This window comes from Lysinibacillus sp. FSL W7-1291 (assembly GCF_038593415.1).
GTDB classification, from domain to species: Bacteria; Bacillota; Bacilli; order Bacillales_A; family Planococcaceae; genus Lysinibacillus; species Lysinibacillus fusiformis_D.
On sequence record NZ_CP151994.1, the window covers coordinates 2,072,847 to 2,086,284 of the forward strand.

At 31.8% G+C, this 13,438-nt stretch carries 8 protein-coding genes and 2 pseudogenes; all 10 read left to right on the forward strand.

Annotated elements, in window-relative coordinates; translation table 11 throughout:
* Positions 1 to 266: 266 nt before the first annotated feature.
* The 10 genes and pseudogenes from NST76_RS10150 to nikA all read left to right on the forward strand — a co-directional run bounded on the left by NST76_RS10150 (position 267) and on the right by nikA (position 13,437).
* Positions 267 to 827, forward strand: a complete 561-nt coding sequence (locus NST76_RS10150; protein WP_342545146.1) for a hypothetical protein — start codon at positions 267 to 269, stop codon at positions 825 to 827.
* Between the two features lie 847 nt (positions 828 to 1,674).
* Entirely contained in the window at positions 1,675 to 2,634 is a 960-nt protein-coding gene (locus NST76_RS10155; protein ID WP_082673669.1) for an ETX/MTX2 family pore-forming toxin, read from the forward strand.
* Between the two features lie 505 nt (positions 2,635 to 3,139).
* Entirely contained in the window at positions 3,140 to 4,186 is a 1,047-nt protein-coding gene (locus NST76_RS10160) for a Fic family protein (RefSeq protein WP_058843103.1), read from the forward strand.
* 708 nt (positions 4,187 to 4,894) lie between these two features.
* Complete coding sequence (locus tag NST76_RS10165; RefSeq protein ID WP_342545147.1) at positions 4,895 to 5,557, forward strand: response regulator transcription factor; 663 nt, start codon at positions 4,895 to 4,897, stop codon at positions 5,555 to 5,557.
* The gene (locus NST76_RS10170; protein ID WP_089932231.1) at positions 5,550 to 6,995 is read left to right on the forward strand and encodes a HAMP domain-containing sensor histidine kinase; all 1,446 of its coding nucleotides are present in this window, start codon (positions 5,550 to 5,552) and stop codon (positions 6,993 to 6,995) included. Before NST76_RS10165 ends, NST76_RS10170 begins: the two co-directional genes overlap by 8 nt.
* Before the next feature lie 85 nt (positions 6,996 to 7,080).
* Positions 7,081 to 8,817, forward strand: a complete 1,737-nt coding sequence (locus tag NST76_RS10175) for a methyl-accepting chemotaxis protein (protein ID WP_089932230.1) — start codon at positions 7,081 to 7,083, stop codon at positions 8,815 to 8,817.
* Between the two features lie 231 nt (positions 8,818 to 9,048).
* Positions 9,049 to 10,125, forward strand: coding sequence for an EAL domain-containing protein (locus tag NST76_RS10180; protein ID WP_342545150.1), 1,077 nt, complete (start codon positions 9,049 to 9,051; stop codon positions 10,123 to 10,125).
* 632 nt (positions 10,126 to 10,757) lie between these two features.
* Positions 10,758 to 10,880 (forward strand): annotated as a pseudogene (gene rpmG, locus NST76_RS10185) (50S ribosomal protein L33); the annotation flags it as partial.
* A gap of 177 nt (positions 10,881 to 11,057) precedes the next feature.
* Positions 11,058 to 11,201 (forward strand): annotated as a pseudogene (locus NST76_RS10190) (GTP-binding protein); the annotation flags it as partial.
* 634 nt (positions 11,202 to 11,835) lie between these two features.
* Positions 11,836 to 13,437, forward strand: a complete 1,602-nt coding sequence (nikA, locus tag NST76_RS10195) for a nickel ABC transporter substrate-binding protein (RefSeq protein ID WP_036122534.1) — start codon at positions 11,836 to 11,838, stop codon at positions 13,435 to 13,437.
* Position 13,438: the final 1 nt, after the last annotated feature.

The window sequence follows — 13,438 nt, forward strand, 5'->3', positions numbered from 1 at the left end:
CGTTGATAACTAAATACAGTTTTCTGTGGATGTCAATCAGAGCTAGTATACTTTAAAGCTTTTACAGTTTGGAACGCCTCTTTTAAAGGCGTGTCTATTCGTTTTTAACAATATAAAATGAACTAGTAACTATATGCATGAATCAATCAATGTAACAACTAGCTACTAATTTAGCTATAAGGTTCTTAAATACGCAGCATAAAATTTTCGATTCTATCCCATTCTTTGTGTATCAAAATAGTACTTAGAAAGGAAAGGAGATAAACGTGAATATAAATTCCCTTTCTATCGAAAATCTACTTCTCACACAAAAACTCCTTCAAGAATTGCCTGAAAATAAAACATTAAATTTATCAGAAAAACAAAAAGCTTCTTTCAAACAAATATTAACAGAAGCCCTTCTTAAGAGTTCAGATACAAAAAATTTATCTGATTTACAAAACCAACTGTTTTTAAAAAATCCTACATTATTTAATATGATCAATTTAAATAATCAGAGTGGTTTTCTAAATCTACTCGAAGCTCAATTAGATGAGGATCATTATCTATCCAAAGTGCAAAAACAACTATTAAAAAGTACTGATTTAACGAGCGAAGGATTTATCTCACCTTCTTCAAATATAGCTATTAACACGTTAGTAAATTCTAGATTAAAACCAAATAAAATGGCGGCTAAGTCTCATGTAGACAAGCATAATGCAGCTAAAGCAAAAGCATCATATCCACAACAAATCCCAATAATTTTAAGTACAAATATGGGTGAAATGTTCTCAAGAATTCAGCAAATTACATCTAGTTTTTGGTTTAGAAATCCATTTTCTCTTTGAAGCAACTGAGGTTTAAATATCTTCTGTCGGTTGAAGAGGCGGTACACCACCGCCTTTTTCGAAGGTATTGGTTTTAACCTTTCTTAGCTTAGTAAGAGACGTTTAAGTTGAACAAAATAGACTGTTTCTTTAAAATTTGAATAATTGTTGTATGATAATAATCTGCTGATTCCAAAATAGCAACAAGTATTCGTCCTATTATCGATTGAATCGCTATTATATACCTCGTAAACTTATTCGATTTTTCACAATTAAGCTTTATTAGAGAATTTCCCTATATGAATCTCTTTTTTGAGAATCCTGCATCTTACTTCCCACTTAGCTACATTACTTCCTGCTACTGCACTCATTTTTTACCTCCTCTAACCACTATACCTTCGTTTGTTATACAAGATATACGTCCCAACCAACCCGCAACATATTTTTACTTTTATTCTTGGAAAATAATAAATTAATCCTTATCGTTCAAGTTGAATTCATTTTTTTGACATTTTAATATTTAAACGAATGGACTGATAAGAATTATGTGTATTTAGCTTCTATTTGTGCTGCGTTTATACAGAATAATAAGCGATTTTTTTTAATTTCAGAGAAAAATCAAATCAATAAATTATGACAATTTATGCTAATTTTTATTGTTTTTTATATCCTTCTGCCATAAATACAAAATAAACAATATATTTAGGGATAGAAACTATTAAAAAAATAGTAAAATCAATCCATATGTCTTTATAAAAGATAGTTTTAACCCTTTTTTGAGAAAAATTGTGACATTCGATATTATATTTATATTAAATAATCTATTAATATTAGATATTTAATAAAAAAATATTAGGAGGGTTTCACAATGAAAAATAAAATAATACTGTATGGTGTAGTAACAAGTACTTTATTGGCAGGCGGTCCCTTTTCTAATAATGCAAGTGCTTCTGAAAATCAAGGACTGACGGGGAATAATATTGGAGTTGTTTCAAGCAACATAAAAGCGGCTGAACAAAGTCAAAATAAAAATAGTGCCTATCAAGATATTGATGAAAGAGTGAAAAAGATGCTGATCAGTGCTGCTTTTGATGGTACAGAATATAGATACCACCATATAAAAGATACCGAATTAAACGGTAATATTATAGAAGGGTCTATGATTGAAAACGCTCAAATTTTGACAATTGGAGAAAATATTTTAGAAAATAATCTAGGGCATGAGGTAACGTTATTTACTAGTGGATATGAGCATGAATTTAAGGAAATGACTAGTACAACCAATACTTCAGGTTGGACATTTGGATATAACTACAATGCAACCCTATCTGTAATGATGGTCTCAGCTTCGCAAAGTTTTAGTGTTGATTATAATATGTCCACTTCAAACACTACAGAGAAATCACAAGTTAGAAAGTTCACTGTGCCTCCACAAGGATTTCCTGTTCCAGCAGGGAAAAAATATAAAGTTGAGTATGTATTTGAAAAAATAACAATATCGGGCAGAAACAGACTGAATGCAGATTTATATGGGGACGCTACTTATTATTACAATAATTTACCGATGAGCCCTCAACTTTTATATTCTGCCATGAACTTTGCTTCAGATACTCAAGGATTTGAACGCGTAATTAGAGATAATGCAGAAGGAAATGATCGATTTGGAATTAGAGCGACGGGCGAAGGACGATTTAGCACAGAATTCGGTACACGTTTATATGCTAAAATAACAGATATTACAGATTCGAAAAAGCCCGTAACAATAGAAACAAAAAAAATTCCTGTTAATTTTGAAACCCTTTCTGTGGCTACTAAAATAATTGAATAAGAATAGAAGCATGCAATACCCTTAGCGTATTAAAAGTAAGGGTATTGCATTTTTATATTGCCTCTAAAAATTGGATAACATTTTACATTATCAAAATTTTTATAGCTTTAGGTAAGTTACAATGAATGGCAATCGAAACGATAGATTATCAATCAACTTTGTGAACAAAACATTCTTGGAAAACACTAAATCAATCCTTATCGTTCAGGTTGACTTCATTTTTTGTGAAATTTACCCTGGGAGAAATACTTCGATATTCTTGCCTAAAGCATATGAATTATTTTTTGTGACATTTTAATATTTAAACGAATGGACCGATAAGAATTATGCGTATTTATCTTCTAATTGCGCTACATTTATACAGTGAATGAACCAATATAGAATAATAAACGATGTTATTTTTAGTATTTTTGTTTAATTTAATGAAGATTCGCAATTGAAAATAATAATCTGTATGATTGTAACAAAGGAAAAGCAACAGGATTTCCAAGAAAGGAGGAACCACATGAGAAATTTTTTTGAAGATCAATATATAAATAGTGGTGAGCAACAAATAATAAACTTAGTTAGTGAAATTAGTGAATATAAAGGAAAGTTGACCGCTTATCAAGAGCAAAGACCTGATATGTTCACTAGGCTTGCAAAAGCGATGCCACTACAATATATAAAAAACTATGTTTCGGTATATGAGGATATAAAAGTTTCTAATAAGCGATTAAAAGAACTTATTTTAGAAGATATGATACCCCAATCGATCTCAGAAGATGCGATATTTTGTTATTATGAAACGCTGACACTTGTACATGAAAAATCTAGTGCTTTCTCTATTAGTCCAGATACTATACAAGAATTGCATTTTCAATTAGTTCATTTTATTACCTCTGACGGTGCAAAATGGCGTCAAAAGCCATTCTCTATCCCGGGAATTCCGGAGAAAGGGATGCACACGATTGTTTATCGTCCTCTTCCTCCTGAAAATATCCCAATGGCTGTAGAACAATTATGCAACCAGTACAATGTATTAAACCATAAAAAAGAGTTACCTACACTTATATTGATAGCTCGTTTTATATTCAATCTTTATTGTATAATCCCATTTAGTCAAGGTAATGGTAGATTAATGCTTATGTTAATGCAATTATTACTAGTAAAAAGCGGACATACATTTGTTAAATATGTTTGTTTAGATGAATATATCAAGAAAAGAGAGGCAGAATACTATGAAGCCGTCTATCAATCATCGGTAAATTGGTATTGTAATGGGCATAATATGAGCTTCTGGTTAAAAACATTCTTATCTATTATTTTAGAGGCTTATAAAAATCTACATAACAGAATACGGGATTCTATATGCAGACATACTAAGATAGAGCGAATTCAGAATTTTATTCTTAATCAAGAACAACCCTTTACAAAAGAATACATTCGAAGTATTTATCCTGATATAGCCGAAAGTACAATTAGTAAAGCTTTAACTGATTTACAAGTAGGTGGTGAAATTAAACTGATTTCAAAAGGGAGAAATGCGTGCTGGATGAAAGTCAAATCTTGAAGTCGGAGGGCTACTAAGTCAGAAAAAATAGTAGTAATGCGAAAAGGAATATTGGAATTACACTGGCCAAGTCACTTATCCATGCTTCACGTTCGACCACTGTGCAAATGGTAGGAATGAAAACGAAATGTGCTAAAAACTAACTGAGAAAAATAACAAATCGTATTGGTTGTAAAACGTTGGTCATTTTATGTTATACCACCTCCTAATGATACTCCTCTTGTTTGATGCCATCTAATCTAAGTGGACACGTTTTAGTTTCTATTGACTCACATAAACTCCCTTCTATCTCTAGATACAAATTCCACGTTCTCCATATTGACGCCAAATAGGTCGAATTTAGTTGGACGATCAAGGTGATATGAAAATAAATTTTTTCAAACGTGCATTCAGTATTAATAGAATCCACTCATATCTAGCAGGGGGCAACATCTCCTTTTCTTTAATGATTATACGAAGATGAAAGAGTTCCATTTTATAAAAATTCCATGTCATGATGAAGAATACATTCCTCCAAAAAAATCAGCAGATTCAAGATTAAGCCTGTGGATATTTGGGGGAATTTTATTCTATGATGGAACTTATTTTTATGAAATCTAAGTATGACTATAATCGTAGGGTTCATTTATATTTTTTTAGAAAAAACGAGGTATCTTCACATAAACTACAGATTGCGTGGTTATAATGGCTAACTAGGGGGAGATCTTAATGAACTACAAGATTCTTGTAATAGAAGATGATTTAGAAATTCAAGAATTAATTAAGCAGTTTTTGAAGACACAAAATTATACTTTAGCGGTAGCGTCAGATGGAGTAGAGGGAATAAAGAAATTAAATACTCAACCCTTTGATTTAATTCTTCTTGATGTGATGATGCCAAATCTAAATGGATTTGAAGTAGCCAAAATGATTCGTAGTCAATCTAATATACCGATTATTTTCCTAACGGCATTAGAAGAAGAACAAGATCAAATGAAGGGCTTTGATCTTGGTATTGACGATTATATAACGAAGCCATTCTCATTTCATGTGTTGATTAGACGTGTACAAGCCATTCTCAGAAGAAGCAATTATAAAAATCGGGGTAACGATTTACATTTTAATGAACTTAATGTTGATTGTGACGGATACAAAGCTTATGTAAATGAAGAGGAAATATCTTTAACGACAAAGGAATTCGAGATTTTACAACTATTACTTCATAACGAAAAAAAAGTACTTACTAGAGAAATCATTGTAGAAAAAGTTTGGGGATATGATTATTCAGGAGAAACACGGATGATTGATACACATATAAAAAATTTAAGAAAAAAATTAAATATACCCTATATTAAAACAGTCAAGGGTATTGGATATAAAATTGATGAGTAGGATTGTAGACATCATGAAGATGAAAAAAATAACCTATAAACTTTTTATGATTACTTCTCTTATATTGCTATCTTTTGCAGTATTAATTTATTTAACATTATACTTCTTCCTTCCGACATTTTACGAACAATATAAAACAAACCAACTCCAATCAGGTATGGTCGACATCATTAAAAAATCAGAAAAAATAAAATTAGAACATGCAAAAAATCTTTTGGACGAGTACTCCAAAGAAAATAATGCCATCATTTACCTACAAGAAAAGGACGGAAATATTATCTACTCACCTTCGTTCATGATTCAGGGAAATTCGCCGCCACCAATTATTACTGGAAAAACAACACCATTACAAAATGAAGAAACAGTAAATGCATTTCATAAATCTTTCCCCATTCAATTTCTAGATGAAGGTAATTTAATCGTGAATGTATTTGCTACATTTCAACCTATCGATGAAGCTTCACAGGTCTTAGTACGTTTTCTCCCTTATATTAGCATCATAGTAGTGGGTATTGGATTGGGCAGTGCCTATCTATATTCAAGATTTATTACAAAACCACTCCTTTATATAAATGAGCGTGCGCAAAAGATGGCAAACCTTGATTTTTCCGAAAATATAGTAGTTCGTTCCAATGATGAGTTAGAGGAATTATCTAATAGCTTAAATGAAATGTCGAATAACTTGCAAAAGACAATGAATGATTTACAAATAGCAAATGAGCAATTAAAAGATGATATTGAAAGAGAAAGAAAAATCGAAACAAAACGTAGGGAGTTTTTCACTACAGTTGCACATGAATTAAAAACGCCACTCACTGTCATGAAAGGTTATATAGAAGGGATGATTTATAATATCGGACCTTATCAAAATCGTGACTACTATTTAGAAAAAAACCGTAAAATTATTGAAAGAACAGAACAACTCGTCCGTGAAATTTTAAGTATGTCCAAACTAGAACAAGATACATTTAAAATCCAAGCAAGAGAAATAAATCTCCTAGATTTAATTGAGACTATTACGAAGGACCTCGCTTTTTTTGCATCTCAGAAAAATATTAGAATCATTAACAAAATCCCACCAGATAATTACGTATTTACAGACAGTGATTTATTAGAAAAAGCATTAAAAAATATTATCCATAATGCAATTATGTATTCACCACAGGGAGAAACTGTATATTTAGCATTGACGGAGGATTCAAAACAAAACCAGATTCAAATCCAAATCATTAATACAGGTATACAAATAAAAGCAGACGAACTACAACAATTGTTTCAGCCTTTTTATAGAATCGAAAAATCAAGAAATAGGAACACTGGTGGCAGTGGCTTAGGCTTATATATTGTCAAACAAATATTTCAATCACTCTCTATTAATTATTCAGTGGATAATATGGAGAATGGTATTCAATTTTTAGTGACATTTCCTGAAAGGTAAATAATTGTTACGAAGGGCAGCTCAAATTTTAGAACCGAATGAAACAGGAATCTTGATTCACTTGAAGATAGGAGATAGATAGATAATGAAGATCAGGGCAAAGTTAATTGTGATTACATTAAGCCTCTTATTCATTCCAAGCTTAATTATCGGCGTAAGCAGTTATTATTCTGCTAAAGAGCACTTGGATGATATGGGAGAAAAAATGCTAAAAAATAATGTTGAAATGGCACTTCAGTTAATTGATGCAATGAATTATGCCGTTCAAACGGGAGAAATATCGTTAGAGGATGCTCAAGAAAAAGTAAAACAACATTTAATTGGCGATTTACATAGTGATGGTACCCGTAAAATAACTACTCATGTTGATTTAGGTGAGGACGGCTATTTTGCTATTTACGGATTAGATGGTCAAAGAATAGCCCATCCTTTCTCAGAAGGGAAAAATGCTTGGGAGAGCGTTGATAGTAACGGAATTTATATGATACAAGATATGATAAAAGCAGCAGAAAAGGGTGGGGGTTTTACATATTACGCTAGAGCATTACCGAACCAACCTGATACAGAAGAAGACAAAATAGCCTATAGCGCTTTAGATCCGAACTGGGGTTGGGTGGTAAGTGCTAGTAGCTTCATGGCATCATTTAATCATGGCGTTCAGTTAATTCAACATACGATTATGATTACACTTGCTAGTAGTGTTGTTATAGGTTTAATCGTTATATTTTTATTTTCAAGACATTTAGCAATTCCAGTTCAGATGGTCACTGATAGTGTTCAAAAGATTGCTAATCAAGATTTAACCTTTAAGCATCTAAAAGTTCAAAATAAAGATGAGTTAGGTCATTTAGCGACAGGAATTAATACGATGACTACAAATTTAAGAGGTATGATTGAATCCGTTTCAAGTTCAGCCGAACATGTGGCAGCTACATCTGAACAACTCACTGCGAGTAGTGAACAAACAAGCATGGCCTCAGATGAAATTACTAAGGCTATTCAAGAAATTTCTACAGGGCAAGAAAAGCAACTGGCTGGTATGGAGGAAGCAAATCATTCAGTTTTACAGATATCATCAAGCATCACAGAAATTACGAAAAATATTAAAGAATTAAGCGATCTATCCATTGAAACTTCTAAGGTTTCTCTTTATGGTAATGAAGTCATTACACAGACAGTGGAACAAATGAATCAAATTAATAGCCAGAACATCGTGACGACTGAAGCAATGCAATTGCTTGAAAGTAAATCACAAGAGATTGGTGAGATTATTAATGTCATTACTAGCATTGCAGCTCAAACCAATTTACTAGCTTTAAACGCAGCAATTGAAGCAGCACGAGCAGGAGAACAAGGGAAAGGATTTGCTGTTGTTGCAGATGAAGTGAGGAAATTAGCAGAGGAATCAGGCAATGCAGCTAACAACATTTCTGCTTTAATAGGTGATATTCAAATGAATACACAAAATACAGTACAAACTGTCAATGAAGGAAAAATGGTAGTGGAAAAGGGGATAAATTATGTTGCGAATGCGGGGAAAACATTTGAAGAAATCGCATTTGATGTAGACCTGATTAACAATAAACTAGCATCTGTCTCTACAGAAATTCAAGATATTAGTGGGAATACAGACATTCTTGTAAATGAAATATGGAAAGTAAAAGATGTTAGCAATCAGTCATCAAGCTATACACAACAAGTCGTAGCGGCAGCGGAAGAACAATCTGCTACGATGATTGAGATGACATTTGCATCCCGTTCTTTAGCAGAGATGTCGCAAGAGCTTCAAAATTTAGTATCGAACTTTAAAACGGATGAATAAATAACAATGGTAAAGGCAGCCATTTAAACTAAATATAGTGAGCTAGCAAATTTCTTGAAGTGGTGATTTGTTAGCTCTTTTTTGTGCAAGTAAAAGAGCTGAATTATCCATTTTTAACCAATTATTAGTGCTCCACATAAACTTCACATTCAATACACGCTAACTACAGATTCACTTTATAAAATATATTATATGTATAGTAATTTTTTGATAATAATTGGAGGAATTAGGATGGAGACTGGGATAACAAAATTTGAATCAAATCGTAAGTTTGTATTGACGAGTATTGAAAATAAAAAATCTTTCGCATTAGTATATATTACAATCATAAGTTGGCATAATGTAGATACTTTTAATTGTATAGATGAGGTTAAGAGAGAATTAGCAATGTATCAAACAGAGGTTGAATGTTACAGAGTATTTGATAAGGAATATATAGTAGTCTGTAATGTTCAGTCGCAGGCTCTTTCCATTATTAATGATTTATCACATATTGATTATGTAAGGACACACTATCTATATGTACAAGATAGAAGGCTTCCAGCGTTAAATTACGTTAGACAAGTCTATTCGCAAAATAAGGATAGTTATGCTGTAAAAGCACCCATTTCACAGGAATGTTTACTATCGAAAGAGTTTGAAATCGTTTTCCAACCCATATTGCACAATGATGGGCAATTATCCTTTGAAGCACTAAGCAGGTGGAAATGCGAAGAACTGGGTTCCATATCACCAGGTGTTTTTATTCCGATGTTAGATAATGAGAGTTTGATAAAGTTAACTAAGAATATTATTAATAAAGCTGTTGATTTGTTGAAAAGATATAATGAGATAGTTTATGTCTCGATTAATTTAACCGCTTCATTAATCAATGATATCACTTGGCTAATGGAGCATTTGGATGACATTAATTTTACGAACAATAAACGAATTGCTTTTGAATTAACGGAGGAAACCCTAATGGGAATCGAGGCGAGAGAAAATTTAAAAATTATTCGTGAACGTGGTCATATTTTATTAATTGATGATTTTGGTTCTGGCTATTCCAATTTTCAATATATTTCGCTGTTTCCTCTAGATGGGGTGAAATTAGATAGATTGTTTATTGAGGGCAACTCAAATAAAAAGGTAGTTGCATTGCTTACAAAATTTATCAAAACACTAGATTTAAAAGTGATTATAGAAGGAGTAGAAAGCGTTGAGCAGCTTAATTCCATATCAGAGGCCGAATATGATTCAATACAGGGCTATTACGTATCTAAACCCCTCACTATAAATGAATTGATGCTATTTATGAATGCTTACTAGATAGACAATGAAGCAAAAAGGGAACTCCAGTGTAACTGCACATATAGGATTAACTTGTAAGACAAAATACACCTTAAAAGGAAATGAAATATTATAAAAAGAACATGAGATTGGTTGCTACTACTTTTGATACTATATTTTCTGCATTTGCAGCAAAGTCCCCAACTCAAATTATTGGAAGTAGTGAATTTGTGGTAGATCAAGTGAGTAACCAGCTAACGCTAATGAGATTTCAAAAGAGAAGGTACAAGTCATTTTTAACTAAGCAGAAGCAGAGACATTAACGAAAGAGGAGGCGATAAAACAACTAGGGCGCTTTTCTGAAATAAGAAAACTCCTTTCTCAAATAACGTAAACAATTCTAATATTTTTGTGTATTTATGATGAGAAAAGCGTAAGTTAATAAAATAACCTTTTTATTTATGAGGTTATTTTAAGGGATTTATCAAAATCTATATGGATTGTTAGCTTATCATTCAAATAAGTGACTGATCTAAAATTAATAAGAAACATCTATCAATTCCAATAAGAATTGATAAATTTTATGAAATATGAAATTAGATCCCTTGACGAAGTAATTATAATGAACTGCCATTCAAAGCGTAATCATTACTAATTATGAAGTGTTAGAAATGAGAGTCAATATTACTTTAGCATGTACAGAAACAGGAGATAAAAATTGTATTACGACTAAAAATAAACGAAATAACCCAGAACGATTAGAATTAAAAAAGTATTCTCCCCGATTAAAACGTGTACGTTTCGCCGAGAAACTAAATAATAAAGTAAAAACGCTTTTAGAAAGATTCGTCAGTAATTTTCGAGTCTTCTAAAAGTGTTTTTAATTTTAAAAAATACTTGCAATATGATTAGAAATATGATTAACTAAAATATGTTTCAAATCGTAATGATTACTATTTATTAGTTTTAACATGGATAAAATCACAGTTACATCATTAAGTGGTTATTTAGGGGCTGGTAAAACAACAATACTTAATAATTTGTTATCGAATACAAAAGATTTAAAAATGGCAGTCATTGTAAATGATATGAGTGAAATTAACATTGATGCCGATTACTTTTAGATAGCATTCATCTTACTTTTATATCCCTCATATCATTAAGCTTTGGAATCGTGTGAGATCCATGTAGAATCCTCTGTTATTAAGACTATGAACTGCTTCCCATTGTAAAATACCCATTTTAAAATAGAGTAATTTTTCTATATTTACATTTAGCTTAATAGTGAAATAACAGTCTAAGAGAGGTACATAAAAAGATTATGAAATAGAAATAAAATAAAGTTCCCAGTAGTATTGCGAGAAATGTTATGAAGGAATTTGGCCTAAAGGTAATACTTATTGAAAAGAGGCAGTCAAATCATGAATAGAAGATACTAATTGAAATGTCTAATGGGCCTATTTGTTTGTTTTTTGGAAGATTAATAAATGAAATACAGAAACATAAAGACTTTGGGTGTTTGGAGTAGAATGAAAATAAATAAAAAAATATTGATAATAGTAATCATTACTATTTATAATGGTGGAGCGACCTGTTCAAAGCGTAATCATTACTTTTTGTGAATTTGAAGGAGGGAGGAATAAATAACATTATTTATAAAAAGAAATCAGATTAGAAATTACTTCTTTTTGTGTGGATTGATTTTAGCATCAATTAAATGGAATAACTATGAATTTAAGGAGACTAAACATGTTAAAGAGAAAATATTTTTTATTTATCCCATTATTTGTTTTACTTTTTTTAGTAGCTTGTAGCGATGATACAGCACCCAATGCTGGTGAAGAAAGTAGTGTTAATAAAAATACATTGAAAATGTCTTGGCCGTCAGATATAGGAGAGGCGAACCCTCATTTATATTCACCAAACGAAATGTTTGCACAGGCGCTGCTATATGATCCATTAGTTGCTTATGGAAATGATGGGACAATATCTCCAGGATTAGCTGAGAATTGGGATATTTCTGAGGATGGTAAGGAATATACATTTCATTTGCGAGAAGGAGTAGTATATTCTGATGGTTCTATGTTAACAGCAGATAACGTTAAACGTAATTTTGAGACAGTTATCGGAAATAGTTTAGCGCATAGTTGGTTAGAGGTAGTAACAGTTATTGATGAAGTTGAAGTAATTGATGAGTTAACAATAAAGGTCTCATTAAAAGAATCATATTATCCGTTTTTACAGGAGTTGGCTTTAATTCGTCCATTACGTATGTTAGGTGACGCTGGATTTCCAGACAGTGGCAATACAGCAGATGGAATCAAGAAACCAATTGGTACAGGGCCATGGATTTTAAATGAAGCAGATGAAAATCATGCTGTATTTACGAGAAATGAAAATTATTGGGGAGAAAAACCCTCGATTGAAAAAGTAGAAGTGAAATATATTGCTGATTCACAGATGCGTATGATGGCTTTAGAAAATGGTGAAATTGATTTAATTTTCGGAAGTTCCCAACTTACTCCAATTGAGTTTACCACATTGAGACAGAATGACGAGTATTTGACTGAAGTTTCAGACCCTCTATCAACTCGTATATTATCTCTTAATACCACTTTTGGTGTAACTAAATATAAAGAGGTACGATTGGCGCTTCAACATGCACTAGATCGACAAACTATTATTGATCATATTTTAAGTGGTATGGAGCAAGAGGCACACTCTTTATTTTCACCAGGATTCCCATATAGTGATATTGAAATTGAAGAATATAATTTTGATGTAGAAAAATCTAAAAAAATTCTAGATAAAGCTGGCTGGATAGTTGATGGAAAAACTGGGATTCGTTCAAAGAATGGTGAAAAGCTTGAATTACTAATGGCTTACAATTCAAGCGACCAAATTCATAAAGCAATATACGAGTATTTACAAGGAGCTTGGAAAGAAGTTGGTGCGGATGTGAAATTGGTAGCCGAGGATAATCAAGTGTATTATGCGCGAACAAAAGCAGGTGAATACAACATAGTAATGAATGATACTTGGGGCGCACCTTATGATCCTCATATGTATATACGTACTATGACAGGAGAGCAACAAATTGGTAACTATTCCATTATGGGAACAGATTCGAGTGACAAACTTATAGAGGAAATTACACGTGTTATTAGATCTACAGATGTAACTGAGCGGGCTTCATTATATGAAAGTATAATTCAAACAATTCAGCAAGAGGCTATCTTTATGCCAATTTCATATAAGCAAAATTATCTTGTGGCAAATGATGTATTCAAAAAAATCAAATTCTCTCCTCAACAATTTGAGGTACCAATAAATTTATATGAGATGAAGTGAT

Coding starts and splice junctions, on each gene's coding strand:
- NST76_RS10155 (WP_082673669.1), top strand. CDS start 1,675: ATGAAAAATAAAATAATACTGTATGGTGTAGTAACAAGTACTTTATTG.
- NST76_RS10160 (WP_058843103.1), top strand. CDS start 3,140: ATGAGAAATTTTTTTGAAGATCAATATATAAATAGTGGTGAGCAACAA.
- NST76_RS10165 (WP_342545147.1), top strand. CDS start 4,895: ATGAACTACAAGATTCTTGTAATAGAAGATGATTTAGAAATTCAAGAA.
- NST76_RS10170 (WP_089932231.1), top strand. CDS start 5,550: ATGAGTAGGATTGTAGACATCATGAAGATGAAAAAAATAACCTATAAA.
- NST76_RS10175 (WP_089932230.1), top strand. CDS start 7,081: ATGAAGATCAGGGCAAAGTTAATTGTGATTACATTAAGCCTCTTATTC.
- NST76_RS10180 (WP_342545150.1), top strand. CDS start 9,049: ATGGAGACTGGGATAACAAAATTTGAATCAAATCGTAAGTTTGTATTG.
- nikA (WP_036122534.1), top strand. CDS start 11,836: ATGTTAAAGAGAAAATATTTTTTATTTATCCCATTATTTGTTTTACTT.